Origin of the sequence: Sulfitobacter sp. BSw21498 (assembly GCF_006064855.1) — a bacterium.
Classification (GTDB): Bacteria; Pseudomonadota; Alphaproteobacteria; order Rhodobacterales; family Rhodobacteraceae; genus Sulfitobacter.
In genome coordinates this window covers 2,412,451-2,436,083 of sequence record NZ_CP040753.1, presented here as the reverse complement: position 1 = coordinate 2,436,083, position 23,633 = coordinate 2,412,451, and the positions used below count along the sequence as shown (strand labels likewise).

Sequence of the window (23,633 nt, the reverse complement as noted above, 5' to 3'; positions counted from 1 at the left end):
CCGTTTCGTTGTGTTATTCCGCTGCCGCGCGTTTGGGCAGCACCCAATCGGGACGCGGGAAATGGCAGGTATAGCCGTTTGGGATACGCTCAAGGTAATCTTGATGCTCTGGCTCTGCTTCCCAGAAATCGCTGACGGGTTCGACCTCGGTCACGACTTTGCCGGGCCAGATGCCCGATGCTTCGACGTCTGCAATCGTGTCCAGCGCCGTGGCTTTTTGATCTTCGTCTACGAAATAGATCGCGGAACGGTAGCTGAGGCCGCGGTCGTTGCCTTGACGGTTCATAGTTGTCGGGTCGTGGATCTGGAAGAACAGTTCCAACAGGTCACGATAGCTGATTACGTCGTCGTTAAACGTCACCTCGATCGCCTCGGCGTGGGTGCCGTGGTCACGGTAGGTGGCGTTGGGCACGTCGCCGCCCGAATAGCCCACGCGGGTCGACACAACCCCTTCGCGTTTGCGGATCAGGTCCTGCATGCCCCAAAAGCATCCTCCGGCCAGTACTGCGCGTTGTTCGCTCATGCTACATCCTCCACTTGGTTGATATAATCGCCATAGCCTGCGTCTTGCATGTCGTCACGATGAATAAAGCGCAGCGAGGCGGAATTGATGCAATAGCGCAGTCCGCCACGGTCTGCGGGACCGTCGGGGAAGACGTGACCCAGATGGCTGTCGCCATGGGCGCTGCGCACTTCGGTGCGGACCATCCCCAGCGATGCGTCGCGCAATTCACTGACATGGGCCGGTTCGATGGGTTTGGTAAAGCTCGGCCAACCACAGCCGGATTCGTATTTGTCAGAGGACGCGAACAGCGGTTCCCCCGAGACGATGTCGACATAGATGCCCGGTTCTTTGTTATCCAGTAGCTTGCCCGTGCCCGGACGTTCGGTGCCGTCTTGCTGGGTGACACGGAATTCTTCGGGCGACAAAGCGTTAAGGGCGGCGTCGGTCTTTTCATAGGTGGGCATGGAAGGGCTCCTTTGCGGTTTGATATATTAAATGGGGCCTGCGCGCGTTTTTCAAAGGGGTATTGCACCGGCGCACTGATCTGTGACCCCCTTGTGGTGGTTCAGCCCAAGGGGCGCGGGGTCAGGTGCGGCGCTGGCGCGAGACCTGCACTGCAAGGATACCCAAGGCGATCACGGCCACGCCAAGGATATCTTGGGGGCCCAAAGGTTCACCCAGCAACAACCAGGCAATCGCGACCCCGAAGAACGGGTTGAGAAAATGGAAGGTCGCAGCGCGGGTCGCCCCGATGCGGTTGACCAGCCAGAACCAGACCACCGTGGCCAACAGCCCCGGCACCAGACAGGTGTACAGGAACGCCAGCGCCAGCGGCCAGCTTGGGGTGATGCGTGGCGTTTCAAACAGCACGGTTGCAAAGGTCAGCGCGACGCAGCCAACCAGCATTTGCAAGCCGACCACCATCATGAAGTTCCCGCCGGATGTAGCACCGCGCACCAGCAAGGTCGCGGCGGACAGCGCAATCACACCGACCCCGCACAGCAGCAGCCCCGTCAAATCAACGCCGCCGCCAATCCGTGCACCCATGATGATTGTCACCCCGATCACACCGGCGACCAACCCTGCGATGCCCAACGGCCTAAGCTTTTCACCCAGAAACAGCCATGTCGCCAGTCCGACCAGAAGCGGCATGGTCGAGGCGACAATCGCGGCCAATGACGCCTGCACCGTTTGCATCGCCACAAAGTTCAGACCCAGATAGATCGCGTTTTGCAGGATGCCGAAGACGATGGTGGCGCGCCATTGCGCGCGCGTCAGCCGCCATGTCTGGCCAAGCGCCAGCGCGATCCCGACACCCAGCAGGCCGGAAATAAGATACCGCGCTGACAGCGCCATAAGGGGGGACGCATCTGCGACGATGATCCGGGCCGAGGTGAACGCCGACGACCACATCACCGCAAAAGCCAGCCCCATGAGAATTGCGCGTATATCCATGAGGAAGCCTTTCAGGTCGGTATGGTGCCGTAGAGTTTCGCAGTCGGTCCGAAGGGGCAAGCGCTTTTGATGCAACATAGACCCGCCACAAACGCAAAGGGCCGCCCCGCGGGCGACCCTTTGTCAGAATAGACTGTGAACAGTCTTATTCGTTAACGCTGTCTTTCAGCGCTTTCGCGATGGTCATCTTGACGACCTTGTCCGCTTCTTTCTTGAACTGTTCGCCAGTGGCGGGGTTGCGCACCATACGCTCGGGGCGCTCGCGGCAATAGATTTTGCCAATGCCCGGAAGGGTCACAGCGCCACCGCCGGAAACTTCTTTGGTGATCAACGCGCAAACCGCGTCCAGTGCCGCGCTTGCCGATTTCTTGTCTTCGCCCATTTCCTCAGCCAAAGCCGCGACGAGCTGGGTTTTTGTCATTGGTTTAGTTGCCATCTTGTTTTTCTCCTTCGTCCGCCCGGATTAGGGCCTCACGGGCAGAATGTAACGGTATGTTGTGTATGAACACAACGAATAGGTCGCAAGAAACCGTGAAAACATGCTGTTTTCAGCCGATTTCGACCTTCAGAGAAAGGCAGTTTCGTCAAAAGAGCGTAATTTCCGGCTATGCAACCGCTCTAACGGCATATCGCGCAGTTGTTCCATCGCCCGAATACCAATCATCAAGTGCCGCGCAACCTGCGTTTTATAGAAATCCGACGCCATCCCGGGCAGTTTCAATTCGCCATGCAGCGGTTTGTCAGAGACGCAAAGCAACGTGCCGTAGGGCACACGGAACCGGTAGCCGTTGGCTGCGATCGTGGCACTTTCCATATCCAGCGCCACGGCGCGGGACTGGCTAAGCCGCTGCACCGGACCGGATTGATCGCGCAGTTCCCAGTTGCGGTTGTCGATGGTGGCGACGGTGCCTGTGCGCATGATCCGTTTCAGCTCGTAGCCTTCAAGCTGGGTGACCTGTTCAACGGCGTCTTCCAGTGCGATCTGGATTTCCGCCAGCGCAGGGATCGGCACCCAGACCGGCAGATCGTCGTCCAGCACGTGGTCTTCACGCAGATAGCCATGCGCCAGCACGAAATCCCCAAGCGCTTGGGTGTTGCGCAGGCCAGCGCAGTGACCAACCATCAGCCACGCATTGGGGCGCAGCACGGCGATGTGGTCCGTCGCGGTTTTTGCGTTGGACGGTCCGACGCCGATATTAACCAGCGTGATGCCCGACCCGTTCGCGCGTTTCAGGTGATAGGTCGGCATCTGCGGTGTTTTGACCGACGCATGCAGCGGCGCGTCGCCGTCCGAAATCTCGACGTTGCCGGTAGAGACGAAGGACGTGTAGCCGCTATCAGGGTCACGCAGCATGGCGCGGGCGTATTCCTCGAACTCGGTGACGTAGAACTGGTAATTGGTGAACAATACGTGGCTTTGGAAATGGTCGGGATCGGTGGCGGTGTAATGCGTTAGCCGTGCCAGCGAATAATCGACACGCTGCGCGGTGAAGGGGGCCAGCGGGCGTACATTGTCCACGGGCAGATAGGTCCCGTTTACGATATCGTCATTTGTGGTGCTCAGGTCCGGCACATCAAACACATCGCGCAGGGTGAAATCGGCAGCGCCTTCCTGCGGGATCGTCACGCTGTCATCATTGGAAACCGCGAAATGCACCGGAATAGGAGTATCCGACACAGCGATCGTCACGGGTTGACCGTGGTTTTCAATCAGCAGCCCAATTTGCTGCGTTAGGTAGTGTTTGAACAGTTCGGGCCGCGTGATCGTCGCCGAAAACGTGCCGGGCGACGACACATGACCAAAGGACAGCCGCGAATCCACCTGCGCATAGCTGGAGGTGGTGAACCGGATCTCGGGGTAGAACGCCCTGATCCGTGTTTCGGGGGCCGCACTATCCATCGCTTTCTGGAAATGTTCGCTCAGGAAACCCGTTGCTTGGCTGTAAAGTTCGATCAGGCGCGCAACGGCGGCGGCAGCGTCGGTGAATTGTTCGGCGGGGCGGGCATCTGGGGTCAGGATTTTGGTCATGAAACAGGCTCTAACAAAGGAATAAATTCAAAACTGCGCACATCAACCAGTCCGAGGTCAGAGATGCGCAATTCGGGAATGACAACAAGTGCCAGAAGGGAATGCTGCATATAGGCGTTGTTCAACGTGCACCCACAATCGCGCATCGCCTGCATCATCGCTTCGGTCTTGGCGGCGACATCGGATGCGGGGTTGTCGGACATCAGGCCAGCGATCGGCAGTTCGACCATGGCCAGCTCTGCGCCGTCCTTAAAGATGGTGATCCCGCCGCCGACGTCGCGCAGACGGTTCGCGGCCATCGCCATATTGTCGGTATCAGTGCCCACCACGATCATGTGGTGACTGTCATGGGCCACAGTAGACGCCATCGCCATCGGCCCCTGATACCCAAAGCCAGACACCAGCGCGTTGACAACAGTGCCCGTGCCGCGATGCCGTTCAACCAGCGCGATCTGGCAGACCTCGCCCGTGGATTGCACGCGCCCTTCGGTCACGGGCAGTTCGAATTTCAGCGCACGGGTCGGGGCTTGATTTTCGACGACGCCGATCACATTGGCGGTAACAGCATTGGCCCCCGCAGGCGCCGTGATCTGGAAATCATCGGCGCCAAGGTCTTTGCCCATGTTCACGGTTTGCCGGGCATGGGGCGGCCAGTCGTAATGCGGACACTCCACCAGACAGGCACCATCTTGGGCCACGATCTGACCGCGCGCGATCACCGTCTCGATGGGCAGGGTTTTCAGGTCAGAGGTCAGGATCACATCTGCACGTCGTCCAGGCGTCAGCGACCCTATCTCGCGTTCAAGCCCGAAATGCGTCGCGGTGTTGATCGTCGCCATTTGCAGCGCAATTAAAGGGTCGCAGCCGCAGTCGATGGCATGGCGCACCACGCGGTTCATATGGCCGTCATTCACCAAGGTGCCGGAATGGCAGTCATCGGTGCACAGGATCATATTGCGCGAATCCAGCCCCTTTTCGGTAATCGCGGTGATCTGCGTCTCGATGTCGTACCAAGCAGACCCCAGCCGGATCATCGACCGCATCCCTTGACGCATCCGCGCAATCGCGTCTGCCTCGCAGGTGCCTTCGTGATCATCCGCCGGACCGCCCGCCACATAGGCAGCAAAGGCAGGTCCCAGATCGGGCGAGGCATAGTGCCCGCCCACGGTCTTGCCCGCGCGTTGCGTCGCCGCGATCTCGGCCAGCATCTTGGGGTCGCCCGCCGTCACACCGGGGAAGTTCATCATCTCGCCCAGACCGATGATACCGGGCCAGTGCATCGCCTCGGCGACATCCTCTGCCGTGATTTCAAAGCCGGTGGTCTCGAGGCCGGGGGCGGAGGGCGCACAGGATGGCATTTGCGTGAAGATATTCACCGGCTGCATCAAGGCTTCGTCATGCATCATGCGCACGCCTTCCAGCCCCAGCACATTGGCGATCTCGTGCGGGTCGGTGAACATTGACGTGGTGCCATGGGGGATTACGGCGCGGGCAAATTCCGCAGGTGTCAACATGCCGCTTTCGATGTGCATATGCCCGTCGCACAGCCCCGGGATCATATAGCGGCCCTTGGCCTCGATCACCTTGGTCGCATCGCCTTTGCAATGGCTGGCGTCCGGCCCGACAAAGGCGATCCGGCCCGCCTTGATCGCGATGTCATGGTCCGGCAGGGTTTCGCGCGTATGCACGTTGACCCAGATACCGCCGGTGATGATCGTATCCGCAGCGCTGCGTCCCGCTGCGACGGCGACCAGTTGTTCAGCCACATCGGGCCATGAGGGGAATGTGTGTTCTTTCATACCTGACGTTGACACGAAGATTGCCCGAGGTTCAAGCACGAGGCTTTGTGACGTTTGCACTGTCCATGCCGACTGGGCTAACTGTGGGCGACCAACAGCACGTAAGGCTATCCCATGAAGATTATGTTTGTGCACCAGAATATGCCCGGCCAATACCGCGAGCTGGTGCAATGGCTGGCCGACCAACGTGCGCACCAGATCTATTTTCTGACCCAACGCAAGAACCCGCCCCGCTTTGATGGCGTCGAAACGCGGGTCTACAAGACTCATCACCGACCGGCAGAGAACGCCTATGGGCTGTCAAAGAACTGGGAGGAATCCACGGGCAACGGTTTGGGCGCTGCCCGTGCGGCCAAGCAGATCGAACGCAGCGAAGGGTTCAAGCCGGATATTGTCGTGGGACACGTGGGGTGGGGGGAGCTGACGTTTTTCAAACAGATATGGCCCGATGTCCCGATCATCGGCTTTTTCGAATACTATTACAGCGAAACCGGCGGGCCCGTGGGCTTTGACCCCGAAGAGCCCGTGACCGAGAACACGCCGTTTTTGCTGCATGCGCGCAACGCCGTGCCGCTGGCGAATATCGAAACCGTTGATGTGGGGCTAAGCCCGACCTACTGGCAGCGCGACCGTTTCCCGCAAAGCTTTCATCGCAAGCTCTATGTCTGCCACGATGGGATACGCACCGATCAGCTGCGCCCGAACCCGTCGGTGACGCTGAAACTCGGGCGGCTGAACCACGTACTGACGAAGGACGACGAGGTGCTGACCTTCGTATCGCGCAACCTTGAACGCACGCGGGGATTCCATGTGTTCATGCGGGCGCTGCCTCGCATCCTGAAACAACGGCCCAATGCGCGGGTGCTGGTGGTGGGCGGGAATGACACGTCTTATGGCGGCAAAAGTAAACACCCCGGCGGGCTGCGCGCCGAGATGGAGGCAGAGGTTGGCAAGGACGTGGATTGGTCCCGCGTGCATTTTCTGGGCAAGCTGCCTTACGAGGATTACCAGAAGGTCGTGCAGATCAGCCGCTGCCATTTGTATCTGACGATGCCGTTTGTGCTGTCGTGGTCCCTGCTCGAAGCGATGGCGATGGGCGCGACGATTGTCGGCTCTGATGTGGCCCCCGTGCGCGAGGCGATTACCCATGGCGAAACCGGCCTGCTGTGCGATTTCTTTGATCCCGATGCGCTGGGCGATCAGGTGGCAGAAGTCTTGGCCCATCCGACGCGATATGCGCATTTAGGGCCTGCGGCACGGGCGCATGTGGTCAAGACGTATGACTTTTTGTCCAAGTGCCTGCCGGAACATATCGCGCAGATGAATGCGTTGGTCCCCAAAGGCCAGCGGATCAACCTGCCCAAGACGACGACATAGAAAGGACGTCCCATGGACAAAACGCTGCTTTCAATCGGTCACGGTTTTAGCGCGCGCGCATTGGCGGCGCGTCTGGTGCCGCAGGGCTGGCGTATCGTCGGCACCACGCGCAGCGCTGACAAGGCCGACGCCATTGCCGCCACGGGTGTAGAGCCGATCGTTTGGCCCGGCGCTGATCTGGGCGCGTTGATCGCAGAGTTTCCCAACGTGCTTGTCTCCGCCGGACCGGACAGTGCTGGCGACCCTGTGTTGAATGCGGTGGAAGATGCGGTCACCCGCGCGGCCATCGATCTACGGTGGGTTGGCTATCTGTCGACCACGGGCGTTTACGGCGATCACGCGGGCGATTGGGTGGACGAAGACACGCCTCTCACACCATCGACAAAGCGCGGGCGTGCCCGGGTCACGGCAGAGGCGCGGTGGCAGGCGATCCCTGATTTGCCGCTGCATATCTTTCGTTTGGCGGGCATCTATGGCCCCGGGCGCGGCCCCTTTGCCAAGGTGCGTGCCGGTACGGCGCGGCGGATCATCAAGCAGGGGCAGGTGTTTTCCCGCATCCACGTCGAAGACATTGCCCAAGCGCTTGAGCTGTCATTGCAGCGCCCCGATGCGGGGGCTGTCTATAACCTGTGCGACGACGACCCCGCGCCGCCTCAGGATGTGATCGCTCACGCGGCGGAACTGCTCGGCCTGCCCGTGCCCCCCGCGATCCCGTTTGAAGAGGCCGATATGACCCCGATGGCCCGCAGCTTTTACGCGGAAAGCAAGAAGGTTCGGAACGACCGCACCAAGCAGGCGTTGGGCTGGGTACCGCAGTACCCGACCTATCGATCGGGGCTTGCGGCATTGATTGAACAAGACGGCTGACCTTTGGGGGGCAGATGCAAGATACTGACGAGCGAAGTCTGACCCATCTGCTGGATGGAGTGGAACATGCAGCCCGCCACGACACCGTAACGATAGACGACGTGTTGAATGAATTCGGAGAGCGGTCCCTGCTTCCGTTTATCCTGTTGGCGGCGTTGTTGCTGGTGTCCCCCCTGTCAGGGGTGTTCGGCGTGTCCAGCTTTATGGCGCTGGTCATCATCCTTCTGTCGGCGCAGGCGGTCTATGGGCGCAAACGGTTGTGGCTGCCGCAGTTCCTGCTGCGCCGCGAAGTGAAATCTTCGAGATTGCAGTTCGGGGTCAAGTGGCTGCGCAAGCCCGCGGCGTTTTTCGACCGTCACTCGGGCAAGCGGCTTCAGTTCCTGACCACGGGGCCGATGCGGCTGCTGACCCTGGTTACTTGCGTGGTTATGCCGGTCGCTTGGCCGTTGCTGGAATTCGTACCCTTCGCCTCTTCGCTTGGCGGCGGCACTGTGGCGCTATTTGCCTTTGGCCTGTTTACCCGCGATGGGCTCTATGTGCTGCTCGGCTATCTGATGATCCTGATCACGTCGTTGAGCTTTTACACCATTGTGTTCTGATCACCCAAGATAGGCACGCAGCGCGTCGGGCGGATTATCCATAAGTGCTACAGCGGGCTGCGGTGCCTGCGCAGTGCCGCTTTCGACAAAGATCACCTGATCCGCGATACGGCGCACGTCTTCGGGGGCGTGGGTCACCATGATCAGCGCTGCGCCGGTTTCTGCGGCCAGCTCTGCCACCAGATCAAGCATATCGTTGCGCAGGGCAGGACCCAGTGCGGCAAAGGGTTCATCCAGTAACACCAGCGGGCGCGCCTGTACCAGCACACGCGCCAGCGCCACACGGCTTTGCTGCCCGCCCGACAGTTCCGCAGGTTTGCGTGTTGCCATATCCTGCAGCCCGACCCGCGCAAGCGCATCTTCTACGCGGGACTGTTCGGTGCTGCGCAGCCGCAGGTCGGGGCGCAGGCCAAGGCCGACATTCTGCAAGACGCTGAGGTGGGGGAACAGGTTGTTGTCCTGAAACAGCATCGTCATGGGTCGCGCGCCGGGGGCGGCGTGGGTGATGTCCGCGCCCTGCCAGAGCAGCTTGCCCTTGCTCAACGGTATAAATCCGCAAAGCGCCCCCAGCAGTGTCGATTTCCCCGCCCCCGAGGGGCCGATCACCGCATAGGTTTGCGCAGGTGCAATGGTCAGGTCGGCGTGCAAGGCAAAGCTGCCTTGGGTAATCTGCGCGGTCTCAAGCGTCAGCATGCCAGCGCCCTCCCTTGTCGAATATCCAGAAAATCCCCAGCGATAACGCCAACAGGATCAGTGCCGCACCGGCGGCGGCCTCCATCCGGTAGGCCCCCATCAGCCGGTACATTTGTAGCGGCAGGGTCGCACTGTCAGGGTCAGCGAATAAGGCGATGACCCCCAGATCGCCCATCGACAGCGCACCGGTCAACCCTGCGGCAAACCCGATCTGCGGGCGCAGCCGTGGCAAGATCAGCCAACGCCAAAGCGGCCAACCGCGCAGCCCCAACATTTGCGCCTGCCTGCCGTAAACCTGAACCGTGTCGCGCAGGCGGGGCACCAGAATTCGTAGCGCAAAGGGCAGGGCCATCAGCGCATTGACCAGCGCCGTCACGGGCAAGGCCAGCGCAAAAGGGCTGGCGACAGGGTTGATCAGAATGAACCAGCCGGTGCCGATCATCAGCGGCGATGCGGCAAGACCCAACAGGCCCACTGCCTCTATGCCGCCGCGGGCGCGGGTTGCAATCCAGCCCGCGAGGGGCAGGGCAAGCACCAGCAACACCCCCACGCTGATCAACGCCACGGTGACAGAGGTTCCCGCTGCCTGCCATACGCTGACAGGCATCTGCGGCAGACCGATTACCCCGCGCAGCACGACCGAGGCCAGTGGCAACAACAAAAACCCCGCCGCCAGTGTGATGAACAGCGCATCCAGCCCCCGTTGCAGCCCGCCGCGTGCATCCCACCGTTGTAGCGGGCGGTCCTGCCCGCCCCCCAGACTGATGGCGGGGATGATCCACAACGCCAGCGCCGCTGTGCTACCGGCAAGGCCAAGCTGCACCAGCGACAGCAGTGCCGCGCGGTTCAGGTCAAAGTCGAAACGGAACGCTTGATAGATTGCCAGCTCGATCGTGGTGGCACGGGGGCCGCCGCCCAGTGTCAGGGCCACGGCAAAACTGGTCAGGCAGATCACAAAGATCAACGCCGCTGTGCCGGGCAGGATCTGGCGGAGCAGGGGCAGTTCAATGCTGCGGAACACGGCGCGGGGGGTAAGGTCAAGCTGCGCTGCCAGCCGGAAACGTTCAGCGGGCACGGTTTGCCACGCCTGCAACAGCAGTCGCGTTGCCAGTGGCAGGTTAAAGAAGACATGTGCCAGCACGACTCCGTGCAGCCCGTAGATAGAGATGCCGGACAGTCCGACCAGCGCCAGACCCGCATTCAGCCAGCCCGCGCGGCCAAACACCGCAAGCACCCCCAGCACGGCGACGATCACCGGCAGGATAAACGGCGCCCCAAGCAGCGTCACCAGCAGCCCGCGCCCGACAAAGCGCCGCCGCGCCAGCGCACGGGCCACAGGGATCGCCAGCGCGGTAGAAAGCAGCGCAGAAAGCACGGCTTGTAGCACGGTAAACCGGATCGCGGCCCAATCGGCGGGGCCAAGCCCGCTGCCGAACTCGGCCCGCCACAGCACGGCCACTACCGCAACAAGGATCAGCGCCGCCACAAAAAGGGCGGCGCTGATGCCGGACTTGGTGCTTATTGCGAGAGAGCGGAAAGCCATTCGGCCAATGCTTCCTCGCGCAGGGCGGGCACGTCATCGTTCGGGATCAACAGCGCCTTGCCCGGCTGGATCAACTGGTCGAAACCCTCTGGCAGACCCCCTTGGGGCGTAACGGCGGGGTACATCCAGTTGGTCGTGGGCAGCACAGATTGCGCGGCGTCAGATACCATGAACTGCATGAATTGATCGGCCAGCGCGGGCTGGTCGGTGCCCGCCAGTTTGCCGACGACTTCGATTTGCATGTAGTGCCCTTCGTCAAAAGCGGCGGCGGCTTTGGTCGCGTCTTCTTCGGCGATCAGGTGGTAGGCGGGGGACGTGGTATAGCTCAGCACCATGTCGGCCTCGCCTTCAAGGAACAGGCCGTAGGCTTCGGACCAGCCTTTGGTCACGGTCACGACGTTATCCGCCAAACCTTCCCAGATCGCGGGGGCCTCGTCGCCGTAAGCCTCCTTGACCCACATCAGCAGACCCAGACCGGGGGTAGAGGACCGCGGGTCTTGGATCACGATTTTGAGGTCACTGTCGGCCAGCGCGCGAAAGTTCGCAGGCGGTGTCAGATCGGCGTTATGGACAAAGGCAAAATAGCCCCAGTCGTAGGGGGCAAAGCTGTCGTCCTCCCATGTGACGGGCAGGTCGTAATCCGCATCAACTGTGGCAGTCGCGAACAACCCTGTTTCCTTGGCCGCCGCGATCAGGCTGGTATCAAGCCCCAGTACCAGATCGGCGTCAGAACGCGCGCCTTCCAGCTTGAGCCGCGCCAGCAGCGCCGCGCCATCGCCCATGCCGACGAATTTCAGATCACAGGCACACTCTGCTTCAAAGGCAGCTTCGATCACCGGGCCGGGGCCCCATTCGGCGACAAAGCTATCGTAGGTATAGACCACCAGTTCAGGCGTCTCGGCCAGCGCCGAGGTGGCGAAAAGTGTGGTGGCAGCAAGTGTAAGATACTTCATGGCATCCTCCAAAATGCGGCGTCAGAAAGCGTTGGAGGTGTGTCCAGACCTTCCCTCCGCCGGTGTTAACCGGTTCAGGTTCAACGGGTCCGTGCGCGCACATCTCAGCCTATTGGCCCCCCGAGGTGCCTTATCGGTAGAACGCCTGTGGCCCACGCGCAAGGTGAAACCCCTTGAGGCATGGTCCTGCCCCCGTTAAGGATCACCGCCAAAGGAGCACATCCCATGTCGATCAACAGCTTTGGCCATCTTTTCCGCGTGACCACCTGGGGCGAAAGCCACGGGCCTGCTTTGGGGGCCACGGTTGACGGCTGCCCCCCCGGTGTGACGATCACCGAAGAGATGATCCAGCAGTGGATGGACAAGCGCAAACCCGGCCAGAACAAATACACCACGCAGCGCCGCGAAGCGGACGAGGTGCGGATCCTGTCAGGTGTGTTCGAAGGCGTCACCACCGGCACGCCGATCCAGCTGATGATCGAGAACACCGACCAGCGGTCCAAGGACTACGGCGACATCAAAGACAAGTTCCGCCCCGGTCACGCCGACATCACGTATTTCCAGAAATACGGCATCCGCGATTATCGCGGCGGCGGGCGGTCATCGGCACGTGAAACCGCGTCGCGTGTGGCCGCAGGCGGCCTCGCCCGCGAGGCGATCAAGGCGATTGCCCCGAAAGTGCAGATCACCGGTTACATGGTGCAGATGGGCCCGCATAAAATCGACCGAGATACGTTTGATTGGGACCAGATTGAACAGAACCCCTTCTGGGTGCCCGACGCCAAAGCGGCTGACGACTGGGCCGCGTATCTGGACGGTCTGCGCAAGTCAGGATCGTCCGTTGGCGCGATCATCGAGATAACGGCACGCGGCGTGCCCGCGGGCCTTGGCGCGCCGGTCTATGGCAAGCTCGACACCGATCTGGCCGCAGCGATGATGAGCATCAACGCCGTCAAAGGCGTCGAGATCGGCGAAGGCATGTCCGCCGCCATGCTGACCGGAGAGTTGAACGCAGACGAGATCAGCATGGGTGCCGACGGCCCTGTCTATTCGTCGAACCATGCGGGCGGTATTCTGGGCGGCATCAGCACCGGCCAAGATATCGTGCTGCGTTTCGCGGTCAAACCGACGTCGAGCATCCTGACCACCCGCAAAACGATCACCAAATCTGGCGAAGACACAGAGATCATCACCAAGGGTCGCCACGATCCGTGCGTTGGTATCCGCGCCGTGCCCGTGGGCGAGGCGATGATGGCCTGTGTGCTGCTGGATCATATGCTGCTGCATCGCGGTCAGGTCGGCGAAAATCAGGGCGTCATCGGCTAAGTCGCACAGGACGCTCGGATTTTCCGCACATGGGTGGGAATAACACGCGCAGGTTGACGCCGGGTCTTGCAACTTGAAACGCACAGGCGCAAGTATTCGCCATGCAAAGCACCACGACAGAGCACCGCCCCGGCCGGGCCATCGCCCTTAAACTGGGGGCGGTCTTTCTGTTCTCGGTCATGGCAGCCCTCATCAAGATCGCGACGGACACCGTGCCCGCCGCCCAAGCCGTGTTCTACCGGTCGTTTTTTGCCTTTCCGATGATCATCCTATGGCTGTGGCAACGCGGTGACCTGCGCGACGGGTTAAAGCCAAGCAACCTGATGGGGCACGTCTGGCGCGGTATCTTCGGGACAACGGCGATGGCGCTGACCTTTGCGGGGCTAAGCCTGCTGCCCCTGCCAGAGGTGACGGCTATCGGCTATGCCACGCCGCTGTTCACCGTGATCTTTGCCGCGATATTCTTGGGCGAACAGGTGCGTGTGTTCCGCCTGTCCGCTGTCGCGATCGGGTTGATCGGGGTGTTGATCGTTCTGTACCCCCGCTTCACCGTGGAGGAGGATAGCGTGTCGCAACTGGCGATGATGGGCGCGATTATGGTGGTGGCTGCGTCGATCATGCGTGCGCTTGTCCAGATCCACGTGCGCCGTCTGGTGCAAACCGACAGCACGGCGGCCATCGTGTTCTACTTTTCACTCACCGCGACCTGCCTTTCGTTCTTTACCCTGCCCGCAGGGATGGTGATCAACTGGGAGCCGCTTTGGTGGGTTAATCCCGGTTGGCCGGTCTCGGCGTTGTTGATCCTGTCGGGCATGATCGGCGGGGTGTCGCAGATCATGATCACCGCGTCATATCGCTATGGGCCAGTGTCGATGCTGGCCCCATTCGACTATGCCTCGATGATTTTCGCGGTGCTGATCGGCTGGGTGTTGTTCAGCGAAATCCCGACACCTGCGATCCTGATCGGGGCCGGTCTGGTCATTGCGGGCGGTGCCGCGATCATCTGGCGGGAACGGCAATTGGGGCTGGACCGGTCCAAGTCCAAGGCGAGCAGCACCCCCCAAGGAACCCCAAGCTGACAGCACGCGAAAATGCGTGTCAGGATTGCAATTCGTGCTAGCCTGACCCTCTAGGGTGTGGAATCGCAGGTCTCCTGAGTGTTCCGCGCCCTGCTTTCTGGGAGGGAAACATGAAATTAACCAAGATTATTGCTACTGCCGTATCCATTGGTTTCGGGGCAACTGCCGCATGGGCGCAAGACTGCGCCCCGTCGCAATGGGGGGCAGAGGATCAATTGGGATCGGCCAACCTGATCAGCGACGCCCGCACGCTAGAGGCGGCCAAACTGATCAAACAAGGCAAATCCATGCCGCTGGGGATCGTGATCGGGCCGGACACCCCTGCCTTTCCGCCGCGGTCTTTGAACCTGCAAATCGTTCAGCCCAACCAGCACGGTGGGCAAAAACTGTCGTCCTTTGGCTATGAAGGCAACTATAATGACGACTTGCTGCAAACCTGGATCGGAATCGGGTCGCAGCTGGACGGGCTGGGGCATCTCGGGGAAAACGGGATGTACTATAACTGTCTGGACGAAAAGGAGATCTCGGCAATCAGCGGCCTGACAAAATTGGGGACCCACGCTGTGCCGCCCTTGGTCGGGCGCGCTGTGATCATTGATATGGCCAAGCATATGGGCAAGGACGTGCTGGCCGCCGGAGAGCATTTCGGCGAGGCAGAGATCACCGCCGCGATGGAAGCGCAACAGGTCACCGTGAACGAAGGCGATATCGTTCTGTTTCACACCGGTTGGACCGATGGCATGATGGAAAGCGACCCAAGCGCGTGGGGGTCGACCGAACCGGGGCTGAATAACGAAGGCGCGGTTTTTGTCGCAGCGATGAATCCGATGGCCGTGGGCGCAGACACGTGGGGCCTAGAGTCCATTCCGCCGAAAGAGGGTGACAAGGTGTTCTATGGTCACGTCACGCTGCTCAAGGACAATGGCATCTATATTCTGGAAACCATGAACACGGGCCCCTTGGTCGCTGAAGGGGTGCAAGAGTTCATGTTCGTGCTGGGACAGCCGCTGATCAAAGGCACGGTGCAAGCAATGATCAATCCGGTCGCGCTTTACTGACCCGCTAGGATCACGCGCATCGCGTAAATGAAAACGGCGCGGGGGCTGAACCCTCGCGCCGTTTTGCGTATGCGGGCCGGTTCAGGCCCGGACGAGCTTTTCGTAGTCTTCCGAAATCTCGCGGGTCAGCGCGCCGACCTCGAAGGTGTAGTCGCCGATCTGGCCGACGGGCGTGACTTCGGCTGCGGTGCCGGTCAGCCAGCACTGTTCAAAGCCTTCCAGCTCTTCGGGCATGATGTGGCGTTCGTGCACGGTCAGGCCCTTGTCTTTGAGCATCCCGATCACGGTCTGACGTGTCAGCCCGTTGAGGAAGCAATCGGCCAGCGGCGTGTGCACTTCGCCGTCCTTTACGAAAAAGATGTTCGCGCCGGTCGCTTCGGCCACATAGCCGCGGTAATCCATGAACAGCGCGTCAGAACAACCCTTGGCCTCTGCCGCGTGTTTGGAGGTGGTGCAGATCATATACAGACCAGCCGCTTTGGCGTGCACGGGGATCGTCTCGGGCGAGGGGCGTTTCCATTTGGAGATGTCGAGCTTGGCACCCTGCATCTTGGCGTCGCCATAATAGTTGCCCCATTCCCAGCCGGCGATGGCCAGCCGCACAGGGTTGCGCGCCGCCGAAACACCCATATCAGGTCCCGCGCCGCGCCATGCGACTGCGCGGACATAGGCGTCGGTCCAGCCGTTCGCCTTGAGCATTTCGTATTTCGCGGTCTCGATTTCATCGACGGAATAGGGGATTTCAAAATCGAGGTACTCTGCCGATTTCCGCAGCCGTTCAGAGTGTTCGCGGCTTTTGAAAATCTTGCCGTTGTAGCAGCGTTCGCCTTCGAACACCGATGACGCATAGTGCATGGCATGGGTCAGAATATGGACATTGGCCTCGCGCCAATCGACCATTTTGCCGTCCAACCAGATTTTGCCGTCGCGATCGTCATATGCGCCGTCCATGATGTATCCTTCCTCAAAGCACCTTGGGGTTTATGAAAATTGCGTCAAACCCGCTGCGTGCAGACATATAATTACGCAAAACATGGGATTCGATAGCCTTTGACACTTGGAAAGTCAACAACGCTGACGTAAGCTCTTGGCGCAGCAACGGGAGACGACAATGGCGGACGGACGCGGCCCATCATCACACACGGGCGAGAACCTGCTATTCCTAACGGATGAACAGCTGCGTCAGGGGATCGAGGCGATGTTCTTTGCCTACCGTGGTTTCACGGCCGACCCCGACAAGATACTGGTGGACATGGCCTATGGTCGCGCACACCACCGTGCAATCCACTTTATCAACCGTGCACCGGGCACGACGGTGAACAACCTGCTGGGGATTTTGGGTGTTACAAAACAATCCCTTAATCGTGTCTTGCGCACGTTGATCGCCGATGGTCTTGTCAAAAGCCAAGTGGGAAAAACCGACAAGCGGGAGCGGCATTTGTATCTGACCGACGCAGGGCGCGCGCTCGAACAGACATTGTCTGATGCACAACGGATGCGGATGCGCAGCGCGTTCCGCGATGCCGGACCAGAAGCGGTTGCGGGTTTCCGCACCGTGCTGGAGGCGATGATGGACCCTGAAATGCACCACAGCTACACGCGCCTAAAGGAGAATGGCGCATGAAAGAGGCAGATGCGCACCTGCTGATCGTCGATGATGACGAACGTATCCGGTCCTTGTTGCAAAAGTTTCTGATGCGGCATGGCTTTCTGGTGACCACGGCCCGCGACGCGGCCCATGCACGGCGCATTCTGGCGGGGTTGGATTTTGATCTGATCGTGTTGGATGTGATGATGCCGGGCGAGGACGGGCTGAGCCTGACCCGTGGTCTGCGCGAAACCATGCAAACGCCAATCCTGCTGCTGACCGCCAAGGGCGAGACGGAAAACCGCATCGACGGGCTGGAAGCAGGGGCGGATGATTACCTTGCCAAACCGTTTGAACCCAAGGAGCTGCTGCTGCGGATCAACGCGATCCTGCGCCGTATGCCGGACACCCGCGTCGCAGATGCAGCGCCCAAGGTCCTGTCGATGGGCGCGATCCGCTATGATATCGAACGCGGCGAGCTGTGGCAGGGCGACGATCTGGTGCGATTGACCGCCACCGAAATCCAGCTGATGCGGATTTTTGCCGCCCAGCCGGGGGCGGCGCTCAGCCGGTCCAAACTGGTCGAAGAACTAGGCCGCGACCGCGGGCAGGCGCAGGAACGCGCGGTTGATGTGCAGATCACGCGTCTGCGCCGCAAAATCGAAGATAACCCCAAACAGCCCCGCTATCTGCAAACCGTACGCGGCGCGGGCTATATGCTGGCACCCGACTGACGCCCCCAAGCTGCAGGGGGTTTGATCCGCAAAATTGGCGCAAGAGAATTTGCGCCCAATAAATCGGCACGGTCACTGGAAGCCAAAGCGCGGGCGGGCTATGTTTGGGCCAAGTTTGATTGATGGGATTCACGGCAATGACAGATACTCCGGTAGAAGAGATGAGCTTTGAGGCGGCGATGGCGGAACTGGAAAAGGTTCTGGGCCAGCTAGAGCGGGGCGATGTGGCGCTGGACGAAAGCATTTCGCTGTACGAACGCGGTGCCAAGCTCAAGAAACGCTGCGAAACCAAGCTCAAGGAAGCGGAAGAGAAAGTTGCGCAGATCACGCTGGACGGCGACGGCAACCCTGTCGGAGTGACTCCTGTTGACGGGGTTTGACATCTCGCTTGAGACCGAGCTGACGCGAAAGCCCTTTGCAGAGGCGTTGCCAAAGGCTGCGGATCTGGCGATCGGCCAAATCCTGCACGGACTTGGCGGGCTGGACGGCACTGTGGCCGAGGCGATGCGCTATGCCGTGACAGGCGGCAAGGGTCTGCGGGCGTTTCTGGTGATCGAAAGCGCGCGGTTGCACGGGGTGATGGGCGCGCAGGCCGCCCCCGCCGCTGGTGCCATCGAGGCGTTGCACGCCTATTCGCTGGTGCATGATGATATGCCTTGCATGGATGATGACGCGCTGCGTCGGGGCCAGCCCACAGTGCACCTAAAGTGGGACGAGGCGACGGCGGTTCTGGCTGGCGATGCGCTGCAAACACTGGCGTTTGAACTGGTCGCGGCGACGGGCTGTGGCGATGCTGAACGGGTTGCGCTCGTGGCTGGGTTGGCGCGGGCCGCCGGTGTGCGGGGCATGGTCGGTGGGCAGGCGATGGACATCGCCGCCGAAACCGCACGCCAACCGCTGACGCTGGACCAGATCACAACGCTTCAGGCCGGCAAGACCGGTGCGCTGATCGAATGGGCTGCGACAGCAGGGCCGGTGATGGCGTGCGATGATCCTGCCGCCCTGCGCAGCTACGCGCGCAACCTCGGGCTGGCGTTCCAGATTGCCGATGACATTCTTGACATTGAAGGCGACGCCGCCACGGTGGGCAAAGCCGTCGGCAAGGATGCCGATGCGGGCAAGGCGACTTTTGTATCGTTGCTGGGGCTCGACCCCGCCCGTGCGCGTGCCCGTGATCTTGTCGATGCTGCTTGTGATGCCCTGTCCCCTTACGGCACAGACGGGGAAACCTTGCGAGACGCAGCCCGCTTCGTTATTGCCCGCAAAAGCTGATCCGGTGGAGAGCCAGATGACCGATAGACCCGATACGCCCCTTTTGGACCGTGTAAACCGCCCTGCCGATCTGAAGAATTTCTCGGACGCAGAGCTGGTGAAACTGTCCCATGAACTGCGGGCAGAGACGATTTCTGCCGTGTCCGAGACGGGCGGCCATCTGGGCGCGGGTCTGGGGGTGGTTGAACTGACGGTCGCGATCCATTCGGTGTTCGATACACCCAAGGACAAGCTGATCTGGGACGTAAGCCACCAGTGCTACCCGCATAAAATCCTGACCGAACGCCGCGACCGCATCCGCACCCTGCGGATGAAGGACGGGTTGAGCGGTTTTACCAAACGCAGTGAATCACCCTACGATCCCTTCGGTGCGGCGCATTCGTCGACCTCTATCAGCGCGGCTCTTGGCTTTACGGTGGCGCGTGATCTGGGGGGCAATGTGCCCGAAGGTCTGGGCGATGCGATTGCGGTGATTGGCGATGGGTCCATGTCGGCAGGCATGGCCTATGAAGCGATGAACAACGCGGGCCATTTGAAAAAGCGGATGTTCGTTATTCTGAACGACAACGAAATGTCGATCGCGCCGCCTGTGGGGGCGATGTCCACATACCTCAGCCGTTTGTACGCCGAAGAACCGTTTCAGGACTTCAAGGCCGCAGCCAAGGGTGCGGTCAGCATGTTGCCTGGCCCGTTCCGCGAGGGGGCCAAGCGCGCCAAGGATATGCTCAAGGGCATGGCCGTGGGCGGGACGTTGTTCGAACAGCTTGGGTTTTCCTATCTCGGGCCGATTGACGGGCATGACCTGAACCAATTGCTGCCCGTGTTGCGCACGGTCAAGGCACGGGCGACGGGGCCGGTGTTGATCCATGTGATCACCAAAAAGGGCAAGGGCTATGGCCCCGCCGAAGCCGCCCGCGATAAAGGCCACGCGACCGCCAAGTTCAATGTGCTGACAGGCGAGCAAAAGAAAGCGCCGTCGAACGCGCCAAGCTATACCCGCGTCTTTGCGGACAGCCTGATTGCCGAAGCGGCGAACGACGACAAGATTTGCGCCGTGACCGCCGCGATGCCGGACGGGACGGGGCTCAACCTTTTTGCTGAACGCTATCCCAGCCGGTGCTTTGACGTGGGCATTGCGGAACAGCACGGGGTGACATTCTCTGCCGGATTGGCGGCGGGCGGAATGAAGCCGTTTTGCACGATGTATTCAACGTTCCTGCAGCGCGGCTACGATCAGGTGGTGCATGACGTGGCGATCCAGCGTTTGCCGGTGCGGTTTGCGATTGATCGCGCGGGACTGGTCGGGGCCGACGGGGCCACCCATGCGGGTGCGTTTGATGTGGCGTTTTTGGCGAACCTGCCCGGTTTCGTCGTGATGGCCGCCGCGGACGAGGCAGAGCTGGTGCATATGGTCGCGACGGCTGCGGCCTATGACTATGGCCCGATTGCCTTCCGTTTCCCACGGGGCGAAGGCGCGGGCGTGACGATGCCAGAACGCGGTGTGCCGTTGGAGATCGGCAAAGGGCGCATCATCGCCCAAGGCAAGCGCGTGGCGCTGCTGTCCTTTGGGACGCGCCTGTCCGAGGTGGAAAAAGCCGCCGAGGCGCTGCGGGCCAAGGGGATCACGCCCACCATCGCCGACGCACGCTTTGCCAAGCCGCTGGACCGCGACATGATCCTGTCGTTGGCGGCCGACCACGAGGCGCTGATCACCATCGAAGAAGGGGCCGTGGGCGGTTTTGGCAGCCATGTGGCGCAGCTTCTGGCGGATGAGGGCGTGTTCGACGAGGGGCTGAAGTACCGGTCGATGGTATTGCCCGATACCTTTATCGATCAGGCAAGCCCTGCCGATATGTACGCGGTCGCGGGGATGAACGCCGAACACATCGAAGCCAAAGTGTTGGATGTTCTGGGCATTGCCAGAATCGGGGCGCAGCGGGCCTGACGCTCAGGCCCGCGCAATAAAGGGGTATCAGGCGTCGAGCAATTGCCGCGCTGCCACAATGCCAAGCGCCGCCGAAGCTGCCTCGCGGCCCTTTTCGACGAAATGCGCGCGATAGATCGCATTGTGGTGGTCGGTTTCCTGATAGTGATGCGGCGTCAGGGACACGGATAGCACAGGCACGCCCGTATCAAGGCCCACGCGCATCAGCCCGTCGACCACGGCTGCAGCCACGAAATCATGACGGTAGATGCCGCCATCAACCACAAAGGCGGCGCAGATGATTGCATCATACTTGCCGGATTTGGCGAGGGTCTGTGCCATCAGCGGCATCTCGAACGCGCCGGGGACATCGACCACGTCGATCTGGCTGGCGGGGATGGATTCTGCAAACCCGTCATAAGCGCGGTCCACAATATCGGCGTGCCAGCGTGCTTTTACAAAGGCGTAGCGGGTGTGTGTCATAGTGATCTCCTTTTTTTCGTCAGCGACACAAGTCACCCAAGGCGATCACGATTACAGACGGACCCCGTGGGGCCGCAGCAAACGCATTCTCTTTCATCCGGACTATGACCGTCGGCTCTGGCATCTCACCAGATCTGCTGACCAAGCGTCCCATTAGGGGCGCGTTGCGCTCGCGGGCTCGTGGCACTGGGGCCACATACCGCCGGTGGGGAATTGCGCCCCGCCCTGAGAATGCTTGTACGTTGCCAAGGCGGGGGCAGGTCTGCAATACCAAAAGTGCGTTTGCAGTTTGGACCCTACGTTATGCACCCCAATCCCGTTTACCACGACGCCAACACCGCCAAGAACATCGCCTTTGCGCGCGACCGCAGTTTTGGTGTGCTTGCTGCCACTGGCGACGATGGGCCATTGATCAGCCATATCCCGTTTTTGCTGAACGAAGCGGGGGATCAGGTGGATTTGCATCTGGTCCGATCAAATCCGATTGCGCGGGCGCTAACGTCGGCGTTGCCGGTGAAGCTCGCCATCAGCGGGGGCGACAGCTATGTCTCGCCCGACTGGTACGACATCGACGATCAGGTGCCGACATGGAACTATGTGGCTGTGCATCTGACCGGCGCGCTGGAACTGCGTCCGCAAGAAGAGCTGCTGGACCTGCTAGATCGCCAATCCGCCTGGTTCGAAGATCGTCTGCTGCCCAAGCCACCTTGGACCACTGCCAAGATGGCACCTTTGACCATGCAAAAAATGATGCGCATGATCGTGCCCTGCCGGATGCGGATCACCGGTGTCGATGGCACGTGGAAGCTGAGCCAGAACAAACCGGACGCGGTGCGGCTTGCAGCTGCAGATGGCGTGGAGGCGCACGGCTTTGGCGCTGGAACAGGCACGCTCGCCCGCCAGATGCGTGCGGCGACAAACACCTGATCAACAAGCGATTGCACAGGGCGCGGTTGACGGTGATAGTCCGACCGAACCCTGAGGAGGAGACACGCATGAAACTATCCTATTCCCCGACATCGCCCTATGTCCGCAAAGTCATGGTGTTGCTGCACGAAACCGGCCAGCTTGAAGACCTCACGCTTGAGAATATCACAACCACGCCGCTTGCAGCTGATGCGGCGCTGCTGCCCAATAACCCGCTCGCCAAAGTGCCCGCGCTGGTGCGCGACGAGGGGCCGGCGCTGTACGACAGCCGCGTGATTTGCGCCTATCTGGACGATCGCGCAGGGGGCAAGCTGTACCCGACCGGCAGCCGCCGCTGGGACACGCTGACGCTCGAGGCGACGGCGGACGGCATTTTGGATGCGGCGCTGGCGATGGTGTACGAAGGGCGGATGCGTCCGGCGGACAAGCAGATGCCTGAATGGGTCGAAGGCCAGTGGGCAAAGATCGACCGCGCCTGCGCTGCATTGAACACGCGCTGGATCAGCCAGCTTTCCGGTCCGCTGGATATGGGGCAAATCGCGGTCGGTTGCGCCTTGGGATATCTTGATTTCCGGCATGACGCTCGCAACTGGCGCAAGGGCAATGACGCCCTGGCCGACTGGGCGCGCCGCTTTGATTCGCGTGCATCCATGCAGGCAACCGCGCCTCCGGCCGGATAAAAGCGCAAAAATTCCAACCGTCACCCTTGAAGGAATGCAACACTGCGACGGTTTGCGCGACAAAGGTATCTGGACGTGCGCGACGCAGCCCGCTAGTAACCAAAAGAATTGTGGGAGGTGCGTCAGCGCCGCCCCTTGATTTAATGGCCGTCAGGCCCTCGATTTGGAGTTAACCCGTGTCCCAAGCAGAAGATCACGCAGGCACCCGGAGGGATTTCCTCTATTATGCCACAGCTGGTACAGGTGCGGTCGCCGTCGGCGCAGCCGTCTGGCCTTTGGTCAATCAGATGAACCCGTCCGCAGATGTGAAGGCGCTGTCGTCCATCCGCGTCGATGTGTCCGCGGTCGAGCCAGGTACACAGCTCACGGTCAAATGGTTGGGTAAGCCGGTTTTTGTCCGCCGTCGCACCCAAGAAGAAATCGACGAAGCGAGATCGGTTGATCTGGCTGATCTGCCGGACGCAGGTGCAGAGAACAACAACCTTGCAAACGGTGCTGCCGCAACAGACGAAAATCGGGCGATGATTGGCAAGGAAGACTGGCTAGTCATGGTTGGGGTCTGTACCCACTTGGGTTGCGTTCCACTGGGCGACGCGGGTGACTTTGGCGGCTGGTTCTGCCCTTGCCACGGGTCTCACTATGACACTGCGGGCCGTATCCGCAAAGGGCCAGCACCGCGCAACCTGCTGGTGCCCGTCGCAGAATTCGTGGATGAAACCACGATCAAATTAGGTTAAGGGAG

General features: G+C 60.8%; 25 protein-coding genes and 2 riboswitches. Of the genes, 14 read left to right on the top strand and 11 right to left on the bottom strand.

Annotated elements, in window-relative coordinates:
- Positions 1-13 precede the first annotated feature (13 nt).
- The 6 genes from msrA to ade all read right to left on the bottom strand — a co-directional run bounded on the left by msrA (position 14) and on the right by ade (position 5,788).
- Positions 14-523: a peptide-methionine (S)-S-oxide reductase MsrA gene (msrA, locus tag E5180_RS11870; protein WP_138924559.1), complete on the bottom strand. Its 510-nt coding sequence runs from the start codon at positions 521-523 to the stop codon at positions 14-16.
- Positions 520-969 (bottom strand): peptide-methionine (R)-S-oxide reductase MsrB, encoded by a 450-nt coding sequence (gene msrB, locus E5180_RS11865; RefSeq protein ID WP_138924558.1) that lies wholly within the window; start codon positions 967-969, stop codon positions 520-522. Before msrB ends, msrA begins: the two co-directional genes overlap by 4 nt.
- A gap of 121 nt (positions 970-1,090) precedes the next feature.
- Positions 1,091-1,960: a DMT family transporter gene (locus tag E5180_RS11860; RefSeq protein WP_138924557.1), complete on the bottom strand. Its 870-nt coding sequence runs from the start codon at positions 1,958-1,960 to the stop codon at positions 1,091-1,093.
- A 145-nt stretch (positions 1,961-2,105) separates the two neighbouring features.
- A complete protein-coding gene (locus tag E5180_RS11855; protein WP_254700461.1) occupies positions 2,106-2,396 on the bottom strand; it encodes an HU family DNA-binding protein in 291 nt (96 codons plus the stop codon).
- A 129-nt stretch (positions 2,397-2,525) separates the two neighbouring features.
- The gene (locus E5180_RS11850; protein WP_138924556.1) at positions 2,526-3,989 is read right to left on the bottom strand and encodes an AMP nucleosidase; all 1,464 of its coding nucleotides are present in this window, start codon (positions 3,987-3,989) and stop codon (positions 2,526-2,528) included.
- Entirely contained in the window at positions 3,986-5,788 is a 1,803-nt protein-coding gene (ade, locus tag E5180_RS11845; RefSeq protein ID WP_138924555.1) for an adenine deaminase, read from the bottom strand. The genes E5180_RS11850 and ade overlap by 4 nt, the downstream gene beginning before the upstream one ends.
- Positions 5,789-5,902: 114 nt before the next feature.
- On the opposite strand from ade, the gene E5180_RS11840 reads away from it, so the two are divergent.
- The 3 genes from E5180_RS11840 to E5180_RS11830 are packed head-to-tail and all read left to right on the top strand — an operon-like array spanning position 5,903 to position 8,631.
- Entirely contained in the window at positions 5,903-7,165 is a 1,263-nt protein-coding gene (locus E5180_RS11840) for a glycosyltransferase family 4 protein (protein WP_138924554.1), read from the top strand.
- A 12-nt stretch (positions 7,166-7,177) separates the two neighbouring features.
- Positions 7,178-8,032 (top strand): SDR family oxidoreductase, encoded by an 855-nt coding sequence (locus E5180_RS11835; protein ID WP_138924553.1) that lies wholly within the window; start codon positions 7,178-7,180, stop codon positions 8,030-8,032.
- Between the two features lie 14 nt (positions 8,033-8,046).
- Positions 8,047-8,631: an exopolysaccharide biosynthesis protein gene (locus tag E5180_RS11830; RefSeq protein ID WP_138924552.1), complete on the top strand. Its 585-nt coding sequence runs from the start codon at positions 8,047-8,049 to the stop codon at positions 8,629-8,631.
- Here the strand turns inward: E5180_RS11830 and E5180_RS11825 are convergent, their stop codons facing one another.
- From E5180_RS11825 to thiB, 3 genes are read right to left on the bottom strand one after another with little or no spacing between them, the layout of a single operon-like run.
- Complete coding sequence (locus E5180_RS11825; RefSeq protein WP_138924551.1) at positions 8,632-9,324, bottom strand: thiamine ABC transporter ATP-binding protein; 693 nt, start codon at positions 9,322-9,324, stop codon at positions 8,632-8,634.
- Positions 9,311-10,867 (bottom strand): thiamine/thiamine pyrophosphate ABC transporter permease ThiP, encoded by a 1,557-nt coding sequence (locus tag E5180_RS11820; protein ID WP_138924550.1) that lies wholly within the window; start codon positions 10,865-10,867, stop codon positions 9,311-9,313. Before E5180_RS11820 ends, E5180_RS11825 begins: the two co-directional genes overlap by 14 nt.
- A complete protein-coding gene (thiB, locus tag E5180_RS11815; RefSeq protein ID WP_138924549.1) occupies positions 10,843-11,820 on the bottom strand; it encodes a thiamine ABC transporter substrate binding subunit in 978 nt (325 codons plus the stop codon). Before thiB ends, E5180_RS11820 begins: the two co-directional genes overlap by 25 nt.
- 34 nt (positions 11,821-11,854) lie before the next feature.
- A riboswitch (TPP riboswitch) is annotated at positions 11,855-11,953 on the bottom strand.
- A 92-nt stretch (positions 11,954-12,045) separates the two neighbouring features.
- On the opposite strand from thiB, the gene aroC reads away from it, so the two are divergent.
- The 3 genes from aroC to E5180_RS11800 all read left to right on the top strand — a co-directional run bounded on the left by aroC (position 12,046) and on the right by E5180_RS11800 (position 15,283).
- Positions 12,046-13,146, top strand: coding sequence for a chorismate synthase (aroC, locus tag E5180_RS11810; RefSeq protein ID WP_138924548.1), 1,101 nt, complete (start codon positions 12,046-12,048; stop codon positions 13,144-13,146).
- 101 nt (positions 13,147-13,247) lie between these two features.
- Positions 13,248-14,225, top strand: a complete 978-nt coding sequence (locus E5180_RS11805) for a DMT family transporter (RefSeq protein ID WP_138924547.1) — start codon at positions 13,248-13,250, stop codon at positions 14,223-14,225.
- Between the two features lie 110 nt (positions 14,226-14,335).
- Positions 14,336-15,283: a cyclase family protein gene (locus E5180_RS11800; RefSeq protein ID WP_138924546.1), complete on the top strand. Its 948-nt coding sequence runs from the start codon at positions 14,336-14,338 to the stop codon at positions 15,281-15,283.
- An 81-nt stretch (positions 15,284-15,364) separates the two neighbouring features.
- Here the strand turns inward: E5180_RS11800 and E5180_RS11795 are convergent, their stop codons facing one another.
- Positions 15,365-16,234 (bottom strand): branched-chain amino acid aminotransferase, encoded by an 870-nt coding sequence (locus E5180_RS11795; protein ID WP_138924545.1) that lies wholly within the window; start codon positions 16,232-16,234, stop codon positions 15,365-15,367.
- Between the two features lie 160 nt (positions 16,235-16,394).
- Here E5180_RS11795 and E5180_RS11790 point away from each other — a divergent pair, with 160 nt between their 5' ends.
- From E5180_RS11790 to dxs, 5 genes are all read left to right on the top strand, one after another.
- A complete protein-coding gene (locus E5180_RS11790; RefSeq protein ID WP_138924544.1) occupies positions 16,395-16,907 on the top strand; it encodes a MarR family winged helix-turn-helix transcriptional regulator in 513 nt (170 codons plus the stop codon).
- Positions 16,904-17,605, top strand: coding sequence for a response regulator (locus E5180_RS11785; RefSeq protein ID WP_138924543.1), 702 nt, complete (start codon positions 16,904-16,906; stop codon positions 17,603-17,605). The genes E5180_RS11790 and E5180_RS11785 overlap by 4 nt, the downstream gene beginning before the upstream one ends.
- A gap of 137 nt (positions 17,606-17,742) precedes the next feature.
- Entirely contained in the window at positions 17,743-17,985 is a 243-nt protein-coding gene (locus tag E5180_RS11780) for an exodeoxyribonuclease VII small subunit (protein ID WP_138924542.1), read from the top strand.
- The gene (locus E5180_RS11775; protein ID WP_138924541.1) at positions 17,972-18,877 is read left to right on the top strand and encodes a polyprenyl synthetase family protein; all 906 of its coding nucleotides are present in this window, start codon (positions 17,972-17,974) and stop codon (positions 18,875-18,877) included. The genes E5180_RS11780 and E5180_RS11775 overlap by 14 nt, the downstream gene beginning before the upstream one ends.
- Before the next feature lie 16 nt (positions 18,878-18,893).
- Positions 18,894-20,822 (top strand): 1-deoxy-D-xylulose-5-phosphate synthase, encoded by a 1,929-nt coding sequence (gene dxs / locus E5180_RS11770; RefSeq protein WP_138924540.1) that lies wholly within the window; start codon positions 18,894-18,896, stop codon positions 20,820-20,822.
- A 27-nt stretch (positions 20,823-20,849) separates the two neighbouring features.
- Here the strand turns inward: dxs and E5180_RS11765 are convergent, their stop codons facing one another.
- Positions 20,850-21,290, bottom strand: coding sequence for a 6,7-dimethyl-8-ribityllumazine synthase (locus E5180_RS11765; protein ID WP_441351450.1), 441 nt, complete (start codon positions 21,288-21,290; stop codon positions 20,850-20,852).
- 75 nt (positions 21,291-21,365) lie between these two features.
- A riboswitch (FMN riboswitch) is annotated at positions 21,366-21,521 on the bottom strand.
- Positions 21,522-21,587: 66 nt separating this feature from the next.
- Here E5180_RS11765 and E5180_RS11760 point away from each other — a divergent pair.
- From E5180_RS11760 to petA, 3 genes are all read left to right on the top strand, one after another.
- Positions 21,588-22,211, top strand: coding sequence for an FMN-binding negative transcriptional regulator (locus tag E5180_RS11760; protein ID WP_138924538.1), 624 nt, complete (start codon positions 21,588-21,590; stop codon positions 22,209-22,211).
- Between the two features lie 68 nt (positions 22,212-22,279).
- The gene (locus E5180_RS11755) at positions 22,280-22,891 is read left to right on the top strand and encodes a glutathione S-transferase (RefSeq protein WP_171048946.1); all 612 of its coding nucleotides are present in this window, start codon (positions 22,280-22,282) and stop codon (positions 22,889-22,891) included.
- Between the two features lie 176 nt (positions 22,892-23,067).
- A complete protein-coding gene (petA, locus tag E5180_RS11750; protein ID WP_093731594.1) occupies positions 23,068-23,628 on the top strand; it encodes a ubiquinol-cytochrome c reductase iron-sulfur subunit in 561 nt (186 codons plus the stop codon).
- Positions 23,629-23,633 lie beyond the last annotated feature (5 nt).

What these genes read in the sequence shown, in the direction of transcription:
- E5180_RS11820 (WP_138924550.1), bottom strand. Translation starts at nt 10,867, where the DNA reads ATGGCTTTCCGCTCTCTCGCAATAAGCACCAAGTCCGGCATCAGCGCC.
- E5180_RS11760 (WP_138924538.1), top strand. Translation starts at nt 21,588, where the DNA reads ATGCACCCCAATCCCGTTTACCACGACGCCAACACCGCCAAGAACATC.
- E5180_RS11805 (WP_138924547.1), top strand. Translation starts at nt 13,248, where the DNA reads ATGCAAAGCACCACGACAGAGCACCGCCCCGGCCGGGCCATCGCCCTT.
- E5180_RS11840 (WP_138924554.1), top strand. Translation starts at nt 5,903, where the DNA reads ATGAAGATTATGTTTGTGCACCAGAATATGCCCGGCCAATACCGCGAG.
- E5180_RS11790 (WP_138924544.1), top strand. Translation starts at nt 16,395, where the DNA reads ATGGCGGACGGACGCGGCCCATCATCACACACGGGCGAGAACCTGCTA.
- E5180_RS11755 (WP_171048946.1), top strand. Translation starts at nt 22,280, where the DNA reads ATGAAACTATCCTATTCCCCGACATCGCCCTATGTCCGCAAAGTCATG.
- E5180_RS11800 (WP_138924546.1), top strand. Translation starts at nt 14,336, where the DNA reads ATGAAATTAACCAAGATTATTGCTACTGCCGTATCCATTGGTTTCGGG.
- msrA (WP_138924559.1), bottom strand. Translation starts at nt 523, where the DNA reads ATGAGCGAACAACGCGCAGTACTGGCCGGAGGATGCTTTTGGGGCATG.
- thiB (WP_138924549.1), bottom strand. Translation starts at nt 11,820, where the DNA reads ATGAAGTATCTTACACTTGCTGCCACCACACTTTTCGCCACCTCGGCG.
- E5180_RS11830 (WP_138924552.1), top strand. Translation starts at nt 8,047, where the DNA reads ATGCAAGATACTGACGAGCGAAGTCTGACCCATCTGCTGGATGGAGTG.
- E5180_RS11780 (WP_138924542.1), top strand. Translation starts at nt 17,743, where the DNA reads ATGACAGATACTCCGGTAGAAGAGATGAGCTTTGAGGCGGCGATGGCG.
- E5180_RS11850 (WP_138924556.1), bottom strand. Translation starts at nt 3,989, where the DNA reads ATGACCAAAATCCTGACCCCAGATGCCCGCCCCGCCGAACAATTCACC.
- msrB (WP_138924558.1), bottom strand. Translation starts at nt 969, where the DNA reads ATGCCCACCTATGAAAAGACCGACGCCGCCCTTAACGCTTTGTCGCCC.
- E5180_RS11825 (WP_138924551.1), bottom strand. Translation starts at nt 9,324, where the DNA reads ATGCTGACGCTTGAGACCGCGCAGATTACCCAAGGCAGCTTTGCCTTG.
- dxs (WP_138924540.1), top strand. Translation starts at nt 18,894, where the DNA reads ATGACCGATAGACCCGATACGCCCCTTTTGGACCGTGTAAACCGCCCT.
- E5180_RS11860 (WP_138924557.1), bottom strand. Translation starts at nt 1,960, where the DNA reads ATGGATATACGCGCAATTCTCATGGGGCTGGCTTTTGCGGTGATGTGG.
- aroC (WP_138924548.1), top strand. Translation starts at nt 12,046, where the DNA reads ATGTCGATCAACAGCTTTGGCCATCTTTTCCGCGTGACCACCTGGGGC.
- E5180_RS11855 (WP_254700461.1), bottom strand. Translation starts at nt 2,396, where the DNA reads ATGGCAACTAAACCAATGACAAAAACCCAGCTCGTCGCGGCTTTGGCT.
- E5180_RS11795 (WP_138924545.1), bottom strand. Translation starts at nt 16,234, where the DNA reads ATGGACGGCGCATATGACGATCGCGACGGCAAAATCTGGTTGGACGGC.
- ade (WP_138924555.1), bottom strand. Translation starts at nt 5,788, where the DNA reads ATGAAAGAACACACATTCCCCTCATGGCCCGATGTGGCTGAACAACTG.
- E5180_RS11835 (WP_138924553.1), top strand. Translation starts at nt 7,178, where the DNA reads ATGGACAAAACGCTGCTTTCAATCGGTCACGGTTTTAGCGCGCGCGCA.
- E5180_RS11785 (WP_138924543.1), top strand. Translation starts at nt 16,904, where the DNA reads ATGAAAGAGGCAGATGCGCACCTGCTGATCGTCGATGATGACGAACGT.